Here is a 23,755-nt window from a genome sequence, read left to right as displayed (position 1 = left end):
TTCAAAGTATAGACAACAAAAGGTTTTTGCTTTTTAAGCGATACGTTTATCTGCCACAGAAGCTGTACGGCTGATTTTTACCGGTACAGATTTTGATGTTGGCGTACCTGTATCGTCACCGACGCTTGTCAGTGGAACCAATGGGTTCGTTTCGGGGTAATACGCGGCTAAATTGCCACGCGGAATATTGTACGGCACGATTTTGAATCCGCTGACTTTACGGGTAATGCCATCATTCCAGATGGTTTCAATATCCACCAAATCACCGTCATGTAAGTCCAGCGCGCTAAGATCTTCCGGATTAATAAACAACACCTCACGTTGGCCGTAAACGCCACGGTAACGATCGTCCAACCCATAAATGGTGGTGTTGTACTGGTCATGGGAGCGCAGCGTCTGGAGTACAAACGGTGCCGTTAACTCACCGAACAAAGACTCTGGCAGCGGAGCGGCGCTGAATTCGGCTTTGCCCGATGGCGTATTAAAGCGCAACTGCGCGGCCGCATTCCCAAGCCAGAATCCACCGGGTTTTTCGCATTGCCGGTTGAAGTCTTTAAAACCGGGCAGGGTGGCGGCAATGTGGTCGCGGATTAAATCGTAGTTGTCTGCCAACGCTCGCCAGTCTACTTTCTCGCACCCCAGAACGGCCGCGGCAATACCAGTGACAATCGCTGTTTCTGAGCGTTGAGTGTCAGCAATCGGTTTCCCAATCCCTTCGGAAGCGTGCACCATACTGAACGAATCTTCGACGGTGATGAACTGCCGCCCGCTGGCCTGCATATCTTCTTCGGTACGGCCAAGGGTGGGCAAAATCAATGCCGCTTTACCTGGCACCAAATGGCTGCGGTTGAGTTTGGTGCTGATATGGACCGTCAGGCCGCAGCGCTGCAAGGCTTCTTCGGTGCGCGGGCTGTCTGGTGCTGCTGCCGCAAGATTCCCGCCAAGTGCAATCAACACTTTAACTTCATCACGCAGCATGGCGGCAAGCGCTTCCACGGTGTTATGACCTCGCGCGCGTGGAGGCTCAAAATCAAAATGCGCCGCCAGGCTATCGAGCAATGCCGCAGAGGGTTTTTCATCAATCCCCATCGTGCGATTACCCTGCACATTACTGTGGCCGCGTACCGGGCAAAGTCCGGCACCTTCTTTGCCCAAATGGCCGCCCAACAGTTGCAGGTTAACGATTTCACGTACCGTATTGAGCGAATGTTTATGCTGGGTTATCCCCATCGCCCAGGTACAAATCACGCGCTCGGCCTGCTGCCAGACCGCGGCGGCATCGCGTAATTGCTGTTCGGTTAATCCTGATTGTTGGGTGATGTGCTCCCAACTGGTGTTGTCGATTTCGGCAAACCAGGCCTCCACGCCTTGCGTGTGTTCAGCGATAAATTTCGCGTCAAAAATACCTGCATGACCTTGCGCCAGTTGCTGACGATGAGTTTCCAGCAACGCTTTCGCCATGCCGCGAATGGCCGCCATATCGCCGCCCAAATTGGGCTGGTAATAATACGTGCTGATGTTGCCCGCCAGCGGCGTGACCACTTCTAACGGCTTTTGCGGATCGGCGAATCGCTCGAGGCCGCGTTCACGCAGCGTATTAAAGGTGACAATTTGCGCGCCGTTTTCAGCGGCATGACGCAAGCTGTGCAACATGCGTGGGTGATTGGTCCCTGGGTTTTGGCCAAACACGAAAATGGCATTGGCTTTATCAAAATCGTTGAGATGAATCGTGCCTTTACCCACGCCGATACTGCGCTTCAGGCCGCTGCCGCTGGCTTCGTGACACATATTCGAGCAATCAGGGAAGTTGTTCGTCCCGACCATACGGCCAAAAAGTTGATACAGATAAGAGGCTTCGTTGCTGGCGCGCCCGGAGGTATACAGCTCCATCTGGTCGGGATTATCCAGCGCATTGATATGTTGAGCGATCAACTTAAAGGCATCATCCCAGCTTATCGCTTCGTAATGGTCGGTTTGTGGATTGTAACTGAGCGGTTCGGTTAAACGCCCTTGATATTCAAGGAAATAATCGCTTTGTTGGTACAGTTTACTGACGCTGTGCTGCGCAAAAAACGCATGGTCGATGAATCGGCGAGTCGCTTCCCAGGTGACGGCCTTCGCGCCGTTCTCGCAGAAGCTAAAAGTACTTTTATTGTCATCGCCCCACGCGCATCCCGGGCAGTCAAACCCTTTGGCTTTATTCATACGCATCAGGTTGCGCAGGTTTTTTAAGGCGTGTTTGCTGTCGATAACAAAGCGAGTCGTGGCTTCAAGCGAGCCCCAGCCACCGGCCGCAGCGTGATAGGGTTTAATAGCAGATTTAAATTTCATATTACCGGTATCTATCCTTTGGGCGACGGCGACCGCACGCGGTGACGCCATTCATCATGACAAATAGTTTACTCCTCTTTAACCAGTCTGTAAGCCAGGCTACTTTTCTGGGGAATTGTGATCGGGCTATCTTTTAGGCATGAATGTGTTAACCCCACCACAAAACGGTAACTTTGCATTCAACCTTTGGTTTCGCAGGGCCGATGACTCATTTACAGAAACCCCTTTTTACAAAAAGAGAAACCAAGGATATGGCAAAGACAAAAATCGCCCCGCAGGGGAATGTTCGTTTCTGGCATCACATTCGGTTGGTGCCGTTGTTTACCTCCATCCTGGTGGGGATTCTGGTGCTGTTCGCGTTATGCGTTGGCCTGGCGAGCTACTATTTAGTGCAAAGTGAAAAAGCGCTGCAAGACGTCACTAATGAAATTCAGGTACGCATCGGTCTATCAGACAGTTCAACCGATCTGCGCAGTGCACGTTTAAACATCATTCATGCGGGTGCAGCCGGGCGCGTGGCTGATATGGAGGATATGAAGTCAAATATCGCTGAAGCCGACAGGCTGATAAAGCAAGCACAAGCCGGTTTTGACATCTATATGGCGCGTGCTAACAAAGTTGAGGAAGGCGAAGCGCTGGAGAACCAATTACGCGAACGCTTCAACGAGTACCTGACGAAAGGCATGGCTCCGATGATGAAATATGCCAAAAACGGCATGTTTGAAGCCATCATCAACCATGAAAACGAACAAGCGCGTAAGCTGGATGCCGACTATAACAAGCTCTTAGTGCAAGCGGCTCAGATCCGTACCGACCGTGCGATTGCCCTTAAAGAACAGGCTCAGGCTCGCTCGCACCTGAGTGTGATGCTGATGGCTGGCGCATTTGCACTGGCCATTTTCATGACCGTTTTCACCTTTGTGGTGCTGCGTCGGGTGGTGATTCAACCGCTGCAACAGGCGGCTACGCGCATCGAACACATAGCTCAAGGGGATTTAACCCAGGCGTTGATCGCTCATGGACGCAGCGAAATTGGCAAGCTCAATCAGAACCTACAGGAAATGCAGGCTTCACTGGTGAACACCGTCGGTGAGGTGCGTTCAGGTGCCGAAGCAATTTATCAAGGCACCAGCGAGATTTCTGCCGGCAACACGGATTTATCTGCACGCACCGAGCAGCAAGTGGCGGCGCTTGAAGAAACGGCAGCCAGCATGGAACAGCTAACGGCGACCGTAAAACAGAACGCGGATAACGCCCATCACGCCACCAAACTGGCGGAAGAGGCGTCGAATAAAGCCAGTGATGGCGGGCGGATTGTTTCGGGTGTCGTTAGCACCATGAACAATATCTCGTCCAGTTCGAAGAAAATTTCTGAGATCACGGCGGTGATCAACAGCATCGCATTCCAGACCAATATTCTGGCGCTCAATGCGGCAGTAGAAGCTGCGCGTGCCGGTGAACAAGGGCGCGGTTTTGCGGTGGTCGCAAGCGAAGTGCGCACTCTGGCACAACGCAGTGCCCAGGCGGCAAAAGAAATTGAGGGGCTGATCAGTGAATCGGTATCGCTGATTGATAGTGGCTCAAACCAGGTTGCGCACGCCGGAGAAACCATGACCGGTATTGTGAGTGCCGTGCGGCGTGTCACCGATATTATGCAGGAAATTGCCGCAGCATCAGATGAGCAAAGCCGTGGTATTGAGCAAGTGGGTATTGCCATCCATGAGATGGATAACGTGACGCAACAGAACGCTTCCCTGGTTGAAGAAGCGTCTGCGGCGGCGACGTCCCTTGAGGAACAGGCTGCACGTTTAACCGCGGCGGTAGGCATTTTCCGTTTAGACAACCAGCATCACACGATAGCGGCTAAGAAGGAAAAACCTAAGCAGCCCTCGTCCAGGGCGCGCACCGTGGTGAACGATGACGATAACTGGGCGACTTTTTAACCGCGATTAATTGAAGGATGTCGCTGCCGCTAATCCCCTACAACGACCCTGTGACGGGTCTGTGTAAGTGGGTTAGCGTAGCGACATCCGACATTAACGCTTACTCCAGTTCCAGCCGCAAATTAAGTGATGCTATCTCCTCGCGCCACTGCTGCTGTAACGCCGGTTTTTGATGGCCGGGTTTGCGTGCTAAGTCCTGAGTCAGCTTCTCCTCGAGTTCGACCAACCGTTCCAGCCAGCTATCTGCTGCCGAAGGGTTTGCCACCACGGTTGGCAACTCCGACGCTGATGGTGACAACGTAACGCTCGCATTCTCACTCGCCAGTTGCGCATACAATCCATCCAAAGAGTGCCATTCGCTAAGCTCGCCATCATCAATCAACCAGAAGCGATTACAGCTTTTAGCGATTAACGTCCGGTCGTGCGTCACCAACAACACGCCACCTTCGTAGCTTTGCAGCGTTTCGGCCAACGCCTCTTTGCCTTCCATATCCAGGTGGTTGGTCGGCTCATCAAGCAGCAGCAATGAATAACGCGCCAACGTCAAGCCAACAAATAACAGCCTGGAACGCTCGCCACCGCTTAATGTGCTGACCGTTTGCCCGTGCCGCAACCAGGCAAAACCCGCGCTGATTAACGCCATTTTGCGGTCGCGCTCGGTTAATGGGGCAAAAGGTTCGAGCGCTTGAAGCAACGTGTCGTCATCTTTTAACTGGTGCAACGTTTGGTCGTAATAACCCATCTCGACGCGAGGATGCAGGCGGATCCCAGATTCATCCTGCGGCGGCTGATTTTGTGACTGTAAATAGTGCTGCCACAGCATGCGTAACAGCGACGATTTACCACATCCGTTGCGGCCAATTATTGCCACCCGATCACCACTTTTCAGGCGCTGCATTGCCAGGGTAAACAGCGGTGAGCAATCGGGCGCAGGGCTGACAGCCAGGTTTTGCATTTCCAGCAAACGATCCGCCGGTAACGCTGCACCTTTTAATATCAGTTGCCACAGATTTGCCTCACTCAGTTCGGTTTGGCTGTCTTTTAATTTGTCGATGCGCTTTTCCATCTGCTTGGCTTTGCGCGCCAGGTCTTCGTTATCGTAAACCCGACCCCAAATTGCGAGACGCTTCGCACTGGCTGCAATACGGTCGATTTCCTTTTGCTCCGCCTGATGGCGGTGCGCGTCGGTACGGTCACGTTCAACCAGGGCCGCGCGTGCAACAGAGCAGGGTAACTGGAAGAAACTGAGTGTGCGGTCGCGCAAAATCCACGTGCCGTTGGTCACACTATCCAGCAGATGTTGATCGTGGGAAACCAACACAAAGCTGCCATTCCAGTTTTGTAAGAACTGTTCAAGCCACAGCAAAGTGGGTAAATCGAGGTGGTTGCTGGGTTCATCAAGCAGCAGAAGATCCGGCTCGGTAATCAACGCACGCGCCAGCAATAAACGCGTATGTTGGCCGCCACTCAATGTTCCGGCGGTGAGTTGCCACGCGGCTTCATCAAACCCCATGCTGGCCAGAAGAGCCTGTGCCCGCCAGCCGTCAGTATGCTGTTGCGCGTCACTTAGTCGCGCCATCACAGCATCGAGTAGCGTCAGTGCATGCAAATCTTCAGGAAGATGTTGTTCGACACGCGCCAGCAGGCAGTGATGCGCACGCGTCACGCTGCCACTATTTGCAGAAATAGTGCCATCGAGCAGTTTCAGAAGGGTACTTTTACCGCAGCCGTTGTGGCCGATTAAACCCAGGCGATCGCCTTTTTTCAGCGTAAAGGTAATGTCTGCCAGCAGTGGGCCAAAGGCGGTATCAAGGCTAAGAGATTGTGCGGTTAATAATGTGCTCATTGTGCTTACTCAAGAGTTAGGCGATAGAACGCCTCGTCAAATTCGACGATAACCCGGTAAGCCCGAGGGAAGGTTTAGTTGGTGCAGTCGTTAGCTTCGCTCAAGCCGGATTATCGCAGTGCGATATCGATAACGCTTGAGCTATGGCGATCACCAAGGGTATGCGAAATAGACAACATTTCACAAAACAGCATGGGATCCTCCTTATATATTCAATGGGTTGATAGGTGGTGAAATCCTGGCAGAAAAGCGAGGGGAATTCCAGTGGCTTAGCAGAAAACGTACGCCAGGTTGGCGTACGTTATCCCGGCTGTCAGAACGGCAGCGGACGTGGCTGCATTTGCAGAGTTATCCAGCGTAACTCAGTAAATTCGTTGACGCCCGCAAGCCCGCCAAATCGACCGTAACCTGACTCTTTGACGCCGCCAAACGGCATTTGTGCTTCATCGTGTACGGTTGGACTATTGATGTGGCAAATTCCACTTTGAATACGGCTGGCAATATTCCATGCCCGTGCGGTGTCGCGGCTGAATACGGCGGCTGAAAGCCCGAGGTCGTTATCATTGGCTATAGCCAGCGCTTCCTCGTCGCTTTTTGCGCGGATAATCCCTTTCACCGGGCCAAAGGATTCTTCGTGGTAGATGCGCATATCTGAGGTGACAAAATCCAGAACCGTGGCAGGCATTAATGTTGAATCCGCTTTGCCGCCCGCAACCAGTTTTGCGCCTTTTTCCAGCGCGTCATCGATCAAATCATTGCAACGTGAAACCGTCTGCACATCCACGACCGAGCCCAAAACGGTCGGGCCGTGACGCGGGTCGCCACACGGCAAACTCGCAGCCTTAGCAGCAAACCTCGCGACAAAGTCATCGGCGATCCGCTCATCGACAATAATTCGCTCAGTCGACATGCAGATTTGCCCCGAGTTGGCAAAAGCCCCGAAGGCCGCACAATTCACTGCCAGCTCAATATCAGCGTCGTGCAGCACCAGCAACGGAGCTTTGCCACCCAATTCCAAAACCACTGGTTTCAGGTAGCGTGCACACGTTTGGGCGATGATCCGCCCGACGTGTGTCGAGCCGGTAAAATTCACACGTCGCACCGCCGGATGGGCAATCATCGCCTCGACGACACTTGCGGCATCTTGTGGGGCATTCGTCACAAAGTTAACAACCCCAGCGGGGAATCCGGCTTCATTGAGTGCGTCGATAATTAAACCGTGAGTGGCGGGCGATATTTCTGAGCCTTTGAGAACGACGCAGTTACCACACGCGAGTGGGGTAGCAATCGCCCGCACGCCGAGGATGACGGGCGCATTCCACGGTGCCATTCCCAGTACCACACCTGCAGGCTGGCGGATTGCCATGGCCAGATTGCCAGGCACATCGGAAGGGATCACGTCGCCGTTGATTTGCGTAGTGAGTGCTGCGGCTTCACGCAGCAGTCCGGCCCCCAGATGCACGTTAAATTCTGCCCATTGCGCCGTTGCACCGGTTTCTGAAGCCATCGCGGCGATAAACGCGGTTTGTTTCGCTTCCAGCGCATCCGCCGCTTTCAGAAGCAAAGCGCGGCGTTGATTCGGCCCGGTTTGCGACCAACTGACGAAGGCCTGGTTTGCGGCTTCCACCGCAGCACGAGCATCGTTGACCGTCGCGGCGGGGGCGATAGTGGCGACCTGTTCATCGAGGGGATTACGACGTTCAAATGTGGCCTGGTTCTGTGCCCCAACAGGTAATCCATTGATGAGCATAGAAATAGAGACAGGGGATGAGTTCGGCATGTGACACCTCTTTTGTTATTGAAATGTTAAGGTGCCATCCAGTGTAGCCAGAATAAGGTTGTTTTCCCAGCGATTTACCCGCGCTGATATTTTTACCCCGCGCGCGCTCAAACCCCATATAGTGATACGTCAGCTAATAGATTTGAGGACAAAATGTTAAAAGTCATCGCCGAAGATTTTATAAAGCCCGAGGACGTTGAAATTGTCATCCCTTTGTACCGGGAGCTGGTTGAGGCCACTAAACAAGAGCCTCTTTGTATTGCCTATGATTTGTATATTGATGGGAAGGACCCAGGTCAGGTCATTTCATTTTTATAGAGGAATGGTTTGATCGTGCGGCGCTGGATGCGCATTGCGCCAGTGAGCATTTCAGACGGTTGGTCCCGTTGATTGATCAACACACGAGAAAGGAAGCAACGTACATTCTGATGACCGCTTTTTGAACACCGTCATCTGGGTGAGAATAACTCACTCACCCAGAATCTCATCTGCCTGGTTACTCCCCAAGTAGCGCAACTAACTGCGCTTTCTGGACATCACTAACATCCTGCGGGTGACGATAACCGATGTTCTCAAGCGCTCGGGTATACAGTGCAACCAGCCAGTCGTAGACATACAGCGTATTGCCGCGAGCAGGTTGGTCGCCTAACCGAACCAGCCGTGTACTGGCGCTGGCCTGGGCTTGCGGAGTAAATACCGGTGAGCCTTTATTGACGCGGCTTGCGGGACGTAACGTTGGTTCGATATGTGCGTAGCCTAACCAACTGACAAAATCACCCAGCACCGCGCAGGCGCAGGTAATTTCCTGCGCCATGCTGCCATCTCCCTGACGCAATGCCGTGTCGATTTGCTGAGATAATTTCAGTCGATAACTGGCGACAATCAGTAACTGGCACAGCGCCTGGAGTTGCGTATTGTCGATGCCTGAAAGATGGGCGATTTCCCGACGTGTTGCCAACTGGCGCAAATGATTAATCCACAACACATGCACCGTATTGGCGAAGTTACTGACATCGCTGATTTGTGCAGTATGGCTCTCTTCATCGGCGAACAGGTCGATATCGAGGCTAAACTCGGCAGGTTGTTGTTTGCGTAATTGCTGATGGTTCAACCAGCATTGTTGCAGTACCTGGCGCTCAGGCAACAGGCTGGCGATCAGTTCGCCATGAATGGCAGCGCGGGATTGCAGAGTACGCACCAGATCTTCTGCCTGCGAACGTGCGCGCTCCGGCGTCAGGTCTTCGCCTTCGATAAGATGAGCGAACAGATCGTTGATTTTCGTGTTAAGCGCGGCGTGTAACATCTCAATGCGACGGGTACGTTGCGCGGGGATCAGCGCGTCCGTAAGCCACTCCAGCAAACGGTGCATATTGCGGCTGTCCAGCGCTTGCAGCGTACCCCAACGTTTCCCCGGCAGACCGATAACACGTTGCACACCTTCATCCAGATTAGCTCCGCTAAAACGGGCATCACGCGGTGTAATCGCCCAAATTAAGCCGGGCGTCGTAGCGTGGTTGGCCTGGGTTTTATCCACCCAACGTGCCAGCATTTTACCGGCAGCGTTCACTTCTTGTCGAACGGAGGCGGCATTACACACCACTAATTTATCGGGCTGGAGAGCGTTGCCGTAATTGTCGAGTTGCTCAAGTGGAATATCCACCACCTCGACCTGCGCAAGCTTCGGCGGCTGGTTAAGCGTCAGGGTGATTTCCGCGCAGAGTTGCTGCAAATCATGCTGTGCGAGGCTCACCTGGGTACCGATTTCGTGATTGAACAGCGGGCAGACTAGTACGTCGGCACTGATTTCCTGCATGTCCGGCGTTGCCGGGAACAAAAAACCTTCAACAGGCAGCAAGAAGGTATCGACCAGCAAATTAGCCGGAGCCAAAATCTTGCGGGCGCAGCCCAGGTGATTAAGCATGTCGACAAGCTGCTGCCAGCGCGCGGTTTGGATGGCGTTGTCGCCCCAAAGCGGTGCCAGCAACGAAGCCTGGTCAGCACTGCTCAACCATGGCAGCAGTTCTGCCATTTGCTGCCACAGCGCATTATCCAGATGATACTGACGGCGCACGGCTTCATGATAAGTCTGGGCAATGTCAGACAGCTGATGCTGCGTTATCCCTGGTGTCGGTTGTGCCAGGCGTTTGACCTGTAACTCTTTAAGTTTTGCGGCGATAACTTCCGGCTGCGCAAAACGAGGAGATGACGTGGCGTGATACTGGCGAATCATGCGCTGGGCAAGTTCGCAGGCGTTATACAACGTCAACAGCAAGGGATAGTGTTCTGCAACCGGTAACTCGCGACAGGTAAAACGCACCGCAACGTCAGGAGCGTGGCCGGGGTTGATGTGCGTCAGGTAATCCAGCACTTTCCCGCCGAGCAAAATCTCAATGCGTTCGTGGTTATCGCCCAGCAGTGTGGTGAGCAGGTGATGTTTACCCGCCACCGAGTGACCATACAACCCAATTGTTAGTGGTTGCTCCGTCTGTAGGTCAATCTGGTGCTGGCGTTGTTGAATGGCGACCAATTTTTGCAATAGCCCATCGGCTTCGTTATCCACTAACGGAACCGACAGACGAGTCTGCTGAACCCAATCTTCTAACTGTTGCAGCGTTGAGGTTGTTGAATTCATTTTTGATACACGCTCCCGCTGTCAATCCAGTAATGGCTGGCACCGCTATAGCTTCCAGCCAGCGTATTCAATTTAAAACTTAATTGGTTGAGCGGCACTTTGCTGCCATCCTGCAACCACGCTTCGGCCAGCACAAAGGCGTCAGCTTCACGGGTTTGCTGTAAACGCACATTCAGCACGCCTTCGCCGGCGATGGCTTTTGCCAGGTGCGGCGAGTTTATCGCGAGGGTGTACAACGGCGTGGCGGGCCAGCGCGCATCATCGAGCTGGCGGAATCCCAGGCATGCATTGCCGCGCAGTGGGAAATGCAGGCGCGTATCCAGCGTAGATTTAGGGTCGTCGAGATCGATATCGCGATACCAAATGTTTTTCTCAACCAGCGTATTGTTGCCATCCAGCATCCCCAGATAGCGCACCGTGGAGTAAGCCTGAATATCAGACGCTTTAAAGTTAAAACCAGGCAGTCGTAAATCCATTGCCAGGCTGCACAGCATCGCCCCCACGGCCGCCGTGGATTTCGGGTTGCCGATGCGGCCTTGTTGGCTAAACGGATACCATTCATGAGTCTGATAGTTATCCAGCCAGACGATGCGGTTTACCGGCACCGGTTGTTGGTAGCGTAATAGCGCCTGAACGCCGGGCAAACAGCCTGGTCGTCCGGTGACCAACAACACATCGCAACAGTAGTGGTTGATCACTTCACACAGCGCTTGCAGCGGTGCAGTTAGCGTAAAGTGTCCGGCAAGCAGCGCGTCTTGCAAATCAGCCAATTCAACATGTAGCGGTACGCTGAATAAATCAAACGCGGGCGCGTCGGCAGGCAGGGCATGTTGCACAGCCTGTTGCACATAGTTAATCACGTTATCAGTTGGGCGCTGGGTTAACAGCTCGCCAAAGGTCGCTTCCAGCATGGCGTGGTGGTCATCAGGATCGCTATTTTCCCAACACGACAACACCGCATGGCCGAGAGGGATAAACAGTTGCAACGCGGTTTGCTGGCGCAGCGTGCCACGGGTATCCATGCGCCCGGACTCACCAAACAGCGTGGTCATTAATCCTGTGCTGTCCGCAACTCCAGCTTGATGGATTTGCGCCTGTAGCGCGGGGAGCACGCAACGCTGGATAACATCCAGCAGAATGTCGTCACCCGCGACTTTAAAGCCTTCGCGGAACAGTAAGCGCGGGGTGATTTTCACATTGCTGCCGACGCCATCATCCAGATGATACTGCGTGATGGCCATATCCGTCGTGCCCCCGCCAATATCAATCGAGGCGACACGCAAGGTTTTCCCCGGTAGCTCATCGGCGGCTAATTTGCGGTCTGGACGGGCGAGGCTTTTGAAGAAGTTACCGCTCTGTCCGGCATAGTTAACCAGCGCTTCGTTATACAGCCACACCAGTTGCCCACAGGTCGCTTCGTCCCATTCCATCTGCACATCGGGTACTGGAACCACGCTTTTCTGGAAATCTCGATCGTTGCTAAAACCGTCGTCTGTCGGGTGCCACTCCATTGCTTTCCACACCAGACCAACCGCTTCCTGCATGCGCTGGCGGAAGATTTCACGCTCTTGTTTCGGCATCGCCGAAGGCAATGTGAGGATAAGAGTGCGCAACTGACGCGGTGCATTGATATGGCCCATGCTTTGACGCGAGCCGACGCTGTTGATTTGCATCAGCGCCTGCGCCAGCAGCTCGCACAGCATCAAGGTCATCAACGAACTGCGACTGTAATGCGGTGAAAAAACCGGCAGCCTTTCTTCTAACGGCAGCGAATAAAGCGGTTGTCCGTCGTCATTCATTAAGTTCATCAATGGATAAGCGGTTGCCAGCGGTTCGCGTTGTGTTTTCACCCCCATCTGGCTAAAGCGCCAGTCCTGGTTGGCAGGGGTTTCATCCCACAAGTAGCGGCGAGGGCTGGAAATACCGCTGGCTCCCTCAGTGCCTAAACGGGCGGAAGCCATGCTACGGGCTTCATCACCGACACGCGCAATCGACGGCCAGACAAACGCGTCATCGCGGCCACTTTCGACCGAGAAGTGCTGCTTGCCGAATTTGGCTTCTGAGAACTCGAGGCGGCTGGTGAACATCGCTTCATTAATGGTTTGCGGTTCGCTCAGCGAGCGAATTTGCAACTCGGCGGTCTGGCGCAGGCCGTCATTCGCTTCACCGTGATCTTCGATTAATACGCCGCAGGTGTGGGTGTTGCCCACGTCCAAAACTAAATCAACGGGGATAGCGGGAGATTGCAACGTCGCCGTGACTATTTTGACCTCTGGCACCGCAAGCTGTGCGCCGAGCATCTCGATGATATTCAGGTAATGCGCCTGATACTCAAAGGTTTTCAGTGCGTTACTGATTTCGCGCTCGCTGCGTGACTCATGGCGTGAAGCGAACTGCGTGAACACTTCACGCAGCCAGCCATCAACCCAGGTCTGGTCGATAAAATCGTTAATTTCTTCGTTTTGCCAGGCCAGCGCAAAGCGAGCACCGTTACGCACATCGCTTTGTGTCGGCGCCAGATGTGCGGCAGGGTTGTCGTCGGCAAGAATTTTGGTATCCAGCGCCAGAGTAATGCGCACGGTGTTGCCTGCGGAATCGGGCGTTTCAAGACAACGAATTTGTACTCGCGCCCAGTTATCCGGGCCGCCCACAAAAGTACGTGGCGGGTTAAAGCGCAGGAAAGGCAGCGGAAGCCAGGTTTTATCCAGCAGTTTCAGCGAATGGCCGAGTGTAATGGTGCTTTCAGGTTTGACGACTTCGGGCGCCGCACCCATGCTGCCAGGCAGGGTAAATTTGCCAGGCACCACGTCGTAATCAAGACGAAGCAGTGGGCCATTCGCCGTTTTACGCACAAAGCGACCGGTGTGCGGCGCGTTTGGTTGTGGGGCAAGGCCGAAATCCAGAAACTGAATGCCGCTGTCTTTTATGAGCGTCACGCTCGGCTTATAGGGATACAGGGTGGCAAACATGGATTAATCACTCACTTTTTTAAACGTCACAGGAACCACGGTGTCGCCCTCGTAGCGCCCGGTGCACTCCGCCACATCGCTGACACCCGCATTGCAGGAAATTTCAGGCAACGGGTAACGCGAACCATCGCTACAGCGCGCATTGCCACGGGTTTTGATCATCAGCGTGCCGGACTGCATCAATCCCGAAAACACCTCCGCTTTGCACACAATGCTGTCGCCATGTACCAGGCGCACAGTGCCTTTGTTATTGGCAATTTGATAACGCAGCGTTGGCGGCTTGCCGGTGATGGAGTCTTTAACGTTGATGACCACACGCCAGGTGCCGTTAAGGAATTTGGTGGAGCCGAGTTTCAGTGCATCAGCAGGTAAAATCATCGCGCCTTTAGGGATGTCGACAGGCGGCGCGGTGACAACCGCGACGGGTTCCGGCTGCGATACCCGTGTTTCTACTACCGCCGCATGGCTAACGGGCAGGGTCGAAGCCTGGCTTACGGGTTCCGGCTGGATCACAGCAGGTGCGATCGGCTGTGGTTTAACTTCGGCTGCAACCTGAGCTAAAGGTTCTGCGTGCGATGCCGATACCCGGTAGTAAGTGAGTGGGGCGGCGATGCAGGCAACAATCATGGCGGCGACGGGCAACAAACGCCTGGATTTTTTAACTGGCAGCACGTGAGGCACGATTTCAGGAGCGGGGTCTTGCACCTGCGGCGTTTCATTTGCCGGTGCTGTAATAACCGGTGGCGCAATGCTATAGAGTGGCTCATCCGGTTCGCTGAGTATGATGACCGGTGGTGCGGCTGGTGGCGGTTCTGCCAGGAACTCGATAACCGGTTCATGCTCTTCATTGATGCGCAAACAATCCAGCGCATCAGTACGGGCGCCACTATTGAGGTTCACAAAACCCCAAAACGTGAGCACCGGTTTGCCGTCAACAAGATATACATGCTGGCTGCCAGGGAACTGCAACGCATTGGCGAGTAACGAACCAAACAGTTGGATAGCGGTTTTTTCAGCCTGTTGGCAGCGCTGAATTAACGACGCGACGTTGGCCTGGGCATTATCAAGATAGCGCAGGGCTTTTTTACGTTGTTCGTCGCTGGCCGCCGCCCAACTGATGACGGTGCCTTCGAAAGGCGCATACCAGTCGACTCTGTCACCTTCATCATTTGGCTGAGGTATCGCCAGACTGTCGACCACAGCCTGCTGTTTGCGTAAGCGTAACGTTTCGCGAATTTGTAGTGCTGAGTCGAACACCGTCTGCCCGTTTTCGCCAAGCGAAAGGAAGTCATCAAGGCATCCGCTGCGCAATAATGTTTTTGCCACGTCATCAATCCTGCTGTTTTCAGCTCAACTTGAGCCATCTTCACGCTTGCCACTTTACGTAAACTTTCCGCAAGTAAACGGTGGAAGAGACGGGTATTTTTTCTAATTATCGACGGATTGCACTTAAGTCATTGGGGGGTTATCAGGTTTTGTGCGACTGTACTTTGCAGCGGTTTGTGGCGCACTTGCTGTCGAAATGAGCAAATTCAGCCAAATTTGAATAACATGATAGCGGTTTGTTATTTGTCAGCCCCGATGGGCTATGTTGTGATGATTGCACTAAAAAGGTTTTGTCGGCTGGCGCTGTTCGCAGTCGACCTGTGAAAAAATCCATCAAAAGGCAAAAATATGTCGACAGGGAAAACACTTCTCGCGCTGTTGCTCAGTAGTCTATTACCCGCAACAACCGCCTTCGCTGCCGCGAATAACACGTTAGTTTACTGTTCAGAAGCCTCTCCAGAATCCTTCAACCCGCAAATCGCCAGCTCCGGTCCCACGTTTGTTGCCAGCTCGCAAACGCTGTACAACCGCCTGGTAGAATTCCGCCCGAGCGATAACGTGCCGGTGCCGTCGTTGGCAACGGCCTGGGACATCAGCAAGGATGGCAAAACCTATACGTTTACCCTGCGTAAAGGTGTGAAATTCAACAGTAATAAAGCGTTTAAACCGACGCGCGATTTTAACGCAGACGACGTTGTTTTCTCGGTGATGCGCCAGAAAGACCCTAAAAACCCGTACCACAATGTCTCAAAAGCCAATTACGAATACTTCAATGATGTGGGCTTCGATAAGCTCATCACTGAGGTGAAGAAAATCGATGACAATCACGTCCAGTTCACTCTGAGCGAACCTAATGCGGCATTCCTTGCCGACTGGGGCATGGATTTCGCCTCGATTCTGTCGGCGGAATATGCCGACGCAATGCTAAAAGCGGGGACGCCTGAGAAGGTGGATACTGCACCTATCGGCACCGGCCCGTATGCGTTGCAGGAATACAAAGTCGATTCATTGATTCGCTATGTGGCGAACCCGAATTACTGGAATGGCGAAGTGCCAACCAAACACCTGATCTTCTCCATCACGCCAAATGTGCAGACCCGTATGGCGAAATTGCAGAAGAACGAATGCCAGATTATCCCGGCTCCGGCACCGGTCCAGTTTGAAGCCATCAAGGCCAACAAAGACCTCCAACTGCATACCGTCGACGGCCTGAACGTCGGTTACCTGGCGTTTAACACCACGAAAAAACCGTTTGATAACGTGCTGGTGCGCCAGGCTCTGAATTACGCCGTTGATAAACAGGCGATTATTAATGCGGTGTTTATGGGCTCTGGCACCGTGGCGAAATCACCTATTCCACCAGCAATGTTAGGTTTTAATAAAGATCTGAGCGATCGCAGTTATGATCCTGAGAAAGCCAAAGCGTTGTTGAAACAAGCTGGATTTGAGAAGGGATTCGAAACCGATTTATGGTCGATGCCGGTGCAACGTCCTTATAACCCGAACTCACGCCGCATCGCTGAGATGATTCAGAATGACTGGGCGAAAGTCGGTGTAAACGCGAAAATCGTCACTTTCGAGTGGGGCGAGTATCTCTCCGGCATGCGCAAAGGCGAACACTCCTCTGCACTGTTTGGCTGGATGAGCGATAACGGTGACCCGGATAACTTCGCGGATACACTGCTCGGTTGCGGCAGTATCGAAAGTGGTTCGAACGCCGCGCGTTGGTGCGATAAACAGTACGATGCGCTGACGCAGAAAGCGAAATTGACCAGCGACCCTGCGGTTCGCGCCAAACTATACGAGCAGGCACAAGAGGTGTTTTATGAGCAAGCGCCGTGGATCCCACTGGCGAATGGTAAAACCTTCTACGCGACCCGCAGCAATGTGACGGGTTACACGGTAAGCACCAACGGTAGCGATTTCTCGAAAGCGAAATTGAATTAGCATTGAATGCGTGTTGAATGGCGCTCTCTTTTAGGGGAGAGCGTCAATTCATACCCAAAATAATTCGAGTTGCTTGAAGGCGGCAAACACGAGAATCCCCAGGAGCTTACTCAAGTAAGTGACTGGGGTGAGTGGGTGCAGCCAACGCATAAGCAGCTTGAAGTATGACGGGTATAGATTAGCTACCGTTAAAAAGGTGTGCTTACGTCAACCGAGCCTTGCACATGACGTTGCAGAAGAATAGATGCAGTATTCTCATGCATATGAGAAAGCCGGCTTAAAAGAGACTTCGTTGTTCTGACGTTTAATTTTTGCATGGCATTGCGTTTATGGGCGCTGACATTTTTTATCGTAGTTTTGTGCATCATAGCAACCACCCTGGAATCAATTCCTCTCGCCAGGTCATTAATTATTGATATTTCCTTATTTGTTAGCCGGTATCTGAGATTAGGGGCTTTCGCTTCGTGACTCCATTTTCCTGTGTGTATAAATTTGACAGCCGTTAAAAATTTATTGCTGAGCTGTTCCGGTGTGTCATCAGAGTAAATAATATTCTTACATTTCTCTCCAGCATTTAGCATATCGCGAGGTGAAATATCATGAACAAGAACAATGGCTTTACCACTCCATTCACTTTCACTTAGGGTCAGCAATGAAGCGTGATCGATAAGAACAATATCGATGCCAGGATTAAACATTGTCGATACTCGGGTGGTGACATCTTTATTTATTAGATTGCGCAGAATAGACTCCGCCCCTTGTTTCCAATACTGGTCTGAATGGATGACAATTATATTAAACATGATTCAAAATCCTTTTATATCTGGTGTGTTGTGAAATTAATTTAATGTGTTTACTGTGTTTTTTAATAAGATAAAATGATAAGTGTCTTATGGTATGTAAAGACCATAAGATGAACTGTCTGATGTATTATTATTATAACTTTACCTGCCATGGCGTCTAACAGAATGCGTTAATAATCTCTGGGTATTTTTCCTGCTTTTAGTAAATAGCCACCTCTTTTAACTTCAATATAGCCTCCGTTTGTTAAAATTTGGACAGCATTTAAAATGCTACTACGAGACAAGTGAGTTCTTTTCTGGATATATTCAAGAATAGGAATCGTTAAACGCGACTCAACTGAAAGTTCCGCCATTTCAAGTATATAAGCTCTGACTATTTTATAAATTCTTTGTTGCACTACCAACGCGTCCCGATAAAAAAGATAGCCATTATAGTAAGACAGCACAATCGAGACGTCTTCCCAAAGGTTTTGCGTTCTGATCACATCAAAGCCGACGCTGGCATCCACACGTAATATGACCCCTGACTTTTCCGAGCGCAAATAATGGCTGCGCATGGGCTGTATGGCTTCTGACATACCGAAAATATTCTGATCGTAGGATGTGGCAATAAGCAAACCATCGGATACCCGAATCACAGAAATCTCACCACGCTCAACAATATAGAGTTGAGGGATGTCTTTGATCTCCCATGACAACCTTTTATTGGGTACGACCTCCAGCGGAGTGCTGACCGGCTTTAAAGCTGAAAATATTCTCTTGATCGAAGCCTCTGGTCGTGTAGGGGGAGTCGTGTGCATGTTGAAACCTTAGTCTGAGTAAACCATCCATGAACAATCAAGTAAGAATCCTCAAGTGTTACCGTATAAAGATAGTAGTAGATTTCAAAAAAACAATTTCCTTAAAAGACTAATGAATAAATTTATAAATTAAATGTATTTTTAGTACTTTTTCGGACGCATTATTTATTTATATATTAAATTTTTCTTGACGTTTTTAATGGTGACATGATCGATGGTAGATATTTTGCTCTGTTTATTTTATTTGTGTTTTTACGGATTGGGGATCTAAAAAAATATTTTTGCCATCTCATTCAAATAAAAGGAATTAGCAATGGAGTTTGTTTTATACCCAGCCCGGGTTTTAACATTAAAAACAACATGTCATTAACATTGGTAGTTTGTCTGAATTTTAATTTTGGAATAAATTACGCGTGTTCTTTATTTTTCGTTAATAACTCAATGAAGCCGGTGTCTTCAAATGCTGTTTTCTATGCTCGAGTAATCACATGCGAGTGTAAGGCTTATGGCAGATGGCAATTATTTAATTTTAGCCTGACCCCTACAACGTAAGCACACCTCCTTATTTTTTAATTAAATACAATGATTTCTGTAAGGTTGATGTAATGAATAAATTTTTTAAAGTGATTTGGAGTACTAGCCTGCAATGCTTTGTGGTTACTTCAGAATTAGCTCGGAACTTTGGCGCAGTGAAGAGTGCTAACTCAGTTGTTAGCAACGAAGTTTCAAGAAATACTTCATCATTCAAATTGTCTCGCTCATTGCTGGCAAGGCTAATTTCATCAGCCTTAGTTTTACATGCGACTTCGGCTTTTGCGCTTGATATTCAAAGTTATAATCCGACTGATAACGATGATTTATTTGGGCAGCATATTATCAGTTCTGGTGGGCAGGTATTGACCAATGACGCTTCGGGCAAAGGGTTTAATGCGCTTGAAAGAGGTGATGCTGGTCTTGTAAAAGAGAGCATACAGCATGCTGTTGATGACGATCGAATTACGTCCGGCTCAGCAGGTCATGGTGGTCAAGCTTTTAGGCTGCCCTCTAAAGAATCAATTACCTATTTTGACCCTATTACCCAGACACAAGTCGCTTTACCTGTTTATAACAGCAATGATTTAACCACCACAGACATCGACAGCTTCTATGTATACCGCCCGGAGGCGGTGGGTGATAAGCAATATATCAATATGCGTATTGCCACCGTTAAGTCCGGAGGCGACCTGACGGTTGATATTGGTTCCCATGGCAGCGACTGGGAAAGTCAGGCTGAAAATCAGTTCAACGCTATTTTCAAAAACGGCAATGTATTTGACGTTGAGGCTGGCGGAACGCTGAATTATAACTCAAAGACACATATCGATCATATCAGTCCAGGTATTGGGGCACTGGATGAAAATGGTGCAATTGCATCAATTTCATTTAATGAAATTACTTACCAGGGAAAATTCAACAACTACAAAGGCGAATCCGTCACCGTTAACAATATCGACGACCTCAGAGTATATAACGATGCGGTGATAGCCGCGATTCAGTCTGGAGCGTTAGCCCCCACTAAATATGATGCCGAACTGGCGAAGGCTTACAGTACTGCCTTAAATGTAATCGGTATTAAGCCAGAGCACCCTGTTGAAGCGACCGATGATATCCTCCAGCCTGGGTACTTAACTAACAGTATATTTATTCACGCCGCCGGGGCGGATGCCAAAGTCAATATTGCTGCGGATGCCAGCCTGCAGACAGAAAATAGTGATTTGACTGTGATTAAAGTGGAGGATGGTGCTGTTCTGACCAACAACGGTGAGATAGGCGTATCGTCTGAATTTGGCCGCGCAGACGCTGTCGGGGCCATCAACGCTGTCGTGATGAACAATGGCGTGATTGATGTGGGGACTACGCGCGCTCTTGTTACAGACGAACTCAGCCGTCACCCCGGTCGTGGCGTGATAGCCTATGGGGCCAGCGATGTCACCAACAATGGGATAATTAACGTTGGGGGACTGGGTGTTTATACTTCTGAGATGGATGGTATAGACGCCAGAGATACCACTACAGTCAAAAACAGCGGGGTGATTAACATTGCAACGCGGCCTGATGGTCCGGGGGTCACCAATCTGATGTATTCAACGGGTATACAGCTGACTGGTAGCGCATCGCTGATTCAGGACGGGGAGATCTATATTGGTCGCAAGCCAATGGGTTCGTTGACTGAAGCCGTTGACGATCTGGCTGTTACCATGCCAGCCTATGGGATCCGGGCTCAACAAAATACCCGTGTGCAGACCCTGGCGGATTCCGTTATCACCGTCGGTAGCAAAGCGCGTAATGCAGTTGCATTGTCTGTAAGTGGAAAAGGTGTCAGCCTTGAGCAGCAGGGTACCATTAACCTTAACGGGGTCGGTGACGGAAGCAATGTTCTGCAAAATATTGGTGTCATTGCTGCGGGCGGTGCAGGCTCCGGGGAGAACAAGCTGACTAACTCGGGCACCGTGAACATCAACGGTGCCAACAGCGTTGCATTCAAACTGACGAGCGGCAGCGAATTTACTAATACCGGCGTGATTAATATCAACGGCGGCTTCGACCCGGTTACGAAATTAGCTAACTATGGCTCCTGGGTGGAGGGGACTGGCTCTAAATATAATGCTTCCGGCACGACGAACCTTAACGGCGACAATGCCGTTGCTCACCATGCCCGTAATAAAGGCAAAATCGTTATTACCGATTCCAGTTCCGTTAACTTTAACACCGGTGAAAAACAAATTGGCTATTACGCCTATGGCGCAGGCACCATGGTGGAGCGCCAGGGTAATGCCAACCAGGAAGTGGCGACGAAAGACTCCACCCTGTACCGCATCGATACCGGTGCTCGCTTTATGGATACCTCTGGTAATACGACGAACATAACGGCTTCCGGGGTGAATTCTACGGCCATTCTGGCCACTGGCGCGGGCACGCTGCTCGACAGCGGGGATGTTCAGCTTAATATCACCGGTGACGGTGCAACAGCCGTGAAGGTAGAAGGTGGTGCTAAGGGGATACTGAGTGCCGGTTCTGACATCGGTGAAATCAGCGGTACGGGGACAACCGTTGGGATTGTGGACGGTAAGTATTATGGCCTCGACGGCACGGAAGTGACGAGCCTGAAAGGCAATTCAGTGCTGACCAGTTATGCCGACCTGACCTCTGCAAATACCTCGGGCGGCGCGTCCGGCTATATCGCCCGTAACGGCGGTAAACTCGATCACCAGGGAACCATTAACTTCACCAGCGCTGGCAGCACCGGGGTTCTGGTTGACTCCGGTATTCTGGCAAACAGCAGCTCTATCAAGGTCAACGGAACGGGTGTGCATATTAAGGGTGATTCAACGGTCACCAACTCAGGTAGCGCTTCAGTTCATGCTGTTGATGGTCTGGCTGCCTATCATGTGGACAGCGGTTCTTCGCTGGCGCTGACCGGTACGGGGATAACCTCCGCCGCAGGTACTGCGCATGGTGTGCTGCTGGATACCGGTTCGACGGGCCTGACAGTCGAAAATGCGACGATTAATATGTCCGCAACGGGCAGTGGCAATGCTATTGAAAACAAAGCCAATATCGCCGGCATTGCGCTGACCAAAACCCGCATTAATGTGGGTAATGGTATCGGCGTTCACACAGGTGCTTCGATGGCGGAACAAAACAGCGGCACTATCACGGTCAATGGCAGCGGCACGGGGATCCTGTTTGAAAATATTAATGCCTCTACCACAACCAACAAACTGGACATGTCTCATTCGTCGGAGCTGGTCATTAATGTGACCTCGGCGCAGGGCAAAGGGCTGGTGACCAACTCCAGTACCGATCTGGATACCGGCGTCAGCGTCAACGTTAACAACGCCTCAGGCGGTTCAGCGATTATCGTTAACGGTACGACTAAAAAGATTAACCAGTCTGGCGTTCTGACCTCTAAGTCCACAACCAGCAGCGTCGTCGATATTGATAACGGTGCTGTCTCCAGCTTCAAAAACAGCGGCACCATTCAGGCGGCGAGTAAAGATCAGAATGCGGTAGAAACGCTGACAGGGACGGGCATGTCCTTCACTAACCAGAACAGCGGTAAGATTGTCGGCCACGTGAACCTGATGGCCGGTAATAACACCGTCAACCTGGATGCGGGCAGTAAAGGGACTGATTTCACCACTGATGAAGGGAATGACACCTTTAACCTCAATAACCTGGGGGAAAATACGATTGGCGTGTTTGACCACCTGGTTGCAGGTAGCGGGACTGATACCCTGAATATCACTGGCAGTGATTACAATCTATCGAGCCCTGAGTCGTTATCCGGTTTTGAAAAGGTCAATCTCGTTAAGGGCACCACCAGTGGCTCCAACCTGACGCTGGATAATACCCTGATGCCGCTGGGCGACGGTCAGAATGATGCAACAGGTACAGGCTTTAATATCGATGCTGACAGTTCACTGACACTCTCCCATGCTAACGATGTGGTGTTTGCAAGCCATCTGGCGGGTACGGGTCTGATGCAGGTGAAGCTGGGGACAGATAAAAACTTTACCTTCACCAGCAAAAACGCGGCTGATGGTTTTGACGGTACCGTGGCACTGAGCCGTGCCAATATGGAACTGGCGGGCGTCAACACCCAGGCGCTGTCGGATGCAACCCTGCGTCTTGACGGCTACAGCACCGTGCACGTAGGTGACGGCAAGCAGACCATCGGTGGCCTGAAGTTCAACGGCGGTACGCTGAAATTTGACAGCGGCACCCCGGGTGAAACCGTGGCCAAAGGTAGCGTACACACCACCGAATCCATGGATCTGAGCGGATCTGGCGTAGTGCAGGTAGCCAAAGGCAGCGTGAGCAACGATCACCCGCTGGCAGATACGTTGCTGGATATCCTGGCGCAGGACGATGCCACCACGATGGTACAGCTGGCGGCGTCTGACACCACCGCTATCGGCGGTGGTGGTGCACTTATCCTCAAGGATCAGAACGATAACGTTATTAGCGACAGCACTACGGCAGATATTGCCCAGAACGGCAGTACGGTGGCGAAAGGCACCTATGACTACCGTCTGACCAGCGGTGATGCGGCTGACGGCCTGTACATCAGCTACGGTCTGACCCAGGTTGACCTGCTGACGGCAGGTGCTGATGCGCTGGCGCTGAATGCAGCAGGCCTGAGCGGCAACGCGGCTGACCTGAGCGCAAAAATCACCGGTACCGGTGACCTGGCGATTGACACTGGCGTGGGCAACACCGTGTCGTTGTCCAACACGCTCAACGATTATGTCGGGAATACCGATATTCGTTCCGGCACCCTGAAAATGATTGCCGATAACGTGCTGGGCCAGACCGATGTGTTGTCTCTGGCAGCC

11 protein-coding genes and 1 pseudogene are annotated in these 23,755 nt (G+C 51.6%); 4 read left to right on the top strand and 8 right to left on the bottom strand.

The genetic code is table 11. The features are described 5' to 3' along the window. Positions 1-33 precede the first annotated feature (33 nt). A complete protein-coding gene (locus BSPA111_RS12360; protein ID WP_183271462.1) occupies positions 34-2,331 on the bottom strand; it encodes an FdhF/YdeP family oxidoreductase in 2,298 nt (765 codons plus the stop codon). A 251-nt stretch (positions 2,332-2,582) separates the two neighbouring features. On the opposite strand from BSPA111_RS12360, the gene BSPA111_RS12355 reads away from it, so the two are divergent. After that, positions 2,583-4,274: a methyl-accepting chemotaxis protein gene (locus tag BSPA111_RS12355; protein WP_183271461.1), complete on the top strand. Its 1,692-nt coding sequence runs from the start codon at positions 2,583-2,585 to the stop codon at positions 4,272-4,274. A gap of 100 nt (positions 4,275-4,374) precedes the next feature. On the opposite strand, the gene BSPA111_RS12350 is transcribed toward BSPA111_RS12355, so the two are convergent. Beyond that, complete coding sequence (locus tag BSPA111_RS12350; protein ID WP_183271460.1) at positions 4,375-6,120, bottom strand: ABC-F family ATP-binding cassette domain-containing protein; 1,746 nt, start codon at positions 6,118-6,120, stop codon at positions 4,375-4,377. Between the two features lie 313 nt (positions 6,121-6,433). Then, positions 6,434-7,900 (bottom strand): aldehyde dehydrogenase, encoded by a 1,467-nt coding sequence (locus tag BSPA111_RS12345; RefSeq protein WP_183271459.1) that lies wholly within the window; start codon positions 7,898-7,900, stop codon positions 6,434-6,436. A 153-nt stretch (positions 7,901-8,053) separates the two neighbouring features. On the opposite strand from BSPA111_RS12345, the pseudogene BSPA111_RS12340 reads away from it, so the two are divergent. Beyond that, positions 8,054-8,343, top strand: a pseudogene (locus tag BSPA111_RS12340) (putative quinol monooxygenase). Positions 8,344-8,396: 53 nt separating this feature from the next. On the opposite strand, the gene BSPA111_RS12335 reads toward BSPA111_RS12340, so the two are convergent. Genes BSPA111_RS12335 through BSPA111_RS12325 form a run of 3 tightly spaced genes read right to left on the bottom strand, consistent with a single transcriptional unit; the run spans position 8,397 to position 14,827 of the window. Beyond that, the gene (locus tag BSPA111_RS12335; RefSeq protein WP_183271458.1) at positions 8,397-10,532 is read right to left on the bottom strand and encodes a virulence factor SrfC family protein; all 2,136 of its coding nucleotides are present in this window, start codon (positions 10,530-10,532) and stop codon (positions 8,397-8,399) included. Further along, positions 10,529-13,501: a virulence factor SrfB gene (locus BSPA111_RS12330; protein WP_183271457.1), complete on the bottom strand. Its 2,973-nt coding sequence runs from the start codon at positions 13,499-13,501 to the stop codon at positions 10,529-10,531. Before BSPA111_RS12330 ends, BSPA111_RS12335 begins: the two co-directional genes overlap by 4 nt. A gap of 3 nt (positions 13,502-13,504) precedes the next feature. After that, complete coding sequence (locus tag BSPA111_RS12325; protein WP_183271456.1) at positions 13,505-14,827, bottom strand: SrfA family protein; 1,323 nt, start codon at positions 14,825-14,827, stop codon at positions 13,505-13,507. A gap of 348 nt (positions 14,828-15,175) precedes the next feature. Here BSPA111_RS12325 and BSPA111_RS12320 point away from each other — a divergent pair, with 348 nt between their 5' ends. Then, on the top strand, positions 15,176-16,774 hold the full coding sequence (locus BSPA111_RS12320) for an ABC transporter substrate-binding protein (protein WP_183271455.1): 1,599 nt from the start codon (positions 15,176-15,178) through the stop codon (positions 16,772-16,774). A gap of 188 nt (positions 16,775-16,962) precedes the next feature. On the opposite strand, the gene BSPA111_RS12315 is transcribed toward BSPA111_RS12320, so the two are convergent. Both BSPA111_RS12315 and BSPA111_RS12310 read right to left on the bottom strand, forming a co-directional pair. Continuing rightward, on the bottom strand, positions 16,963-17,577 hold the full coding sequence (locus BSPA111_RS12315; RefSeq protein WP_183271454.1) for a LuxR C-terminal-related transcriptional regulator: 615 nt from the start codon (positions 17,575-17,577) through the stop codon (positions 16,963-16,965). A 170-nt stretch (positions 17,578-17,747) separates the two neighbouring features. Then, positions 17,748-18,377 carry a helix-turn-helix domain-containing protein gene (locus BSPA111_RS12310; RefSeq protein ID WP_183271453.1) on the bottom strand — a complete coding sequence of 210 codons (630 nt, stop codon included), beginning with the start codon at positions 18,375-18,377 and terminating at the stop codon, positions 17,748-17,750. Between the two features lie 605 nt (positions 18,378-18,982). Between BSPA111_RS12310 and BSPA111_RS12305 the strand changes: the two genes are divergently transcribed. Beyond that, positions 18,983-23,755 (top strand): autotransporter outer membrane beta-barrel domain-containing protein (locus tag BSPA111_RS12305; protein ID WP_183271452.1); only part of this gene is annotated, 4,773 nt, incomplete at its 3' end.

Origin of the sequence: Buttiauxella sp. A111 (assembly GCF_014189855.1) — a bacterium.
GTDB classification, from domain to species: domain Bacteria; phylum Pseudomonadota; class Gammaproteobacteria; order Enterobacterales; family Enterobacteriaceae; genus Buttiauxella; species Buttiauxella selenatireducens.
This window is presented reverse-complemented; position numbering and strand designations above follow the sequence as displayed.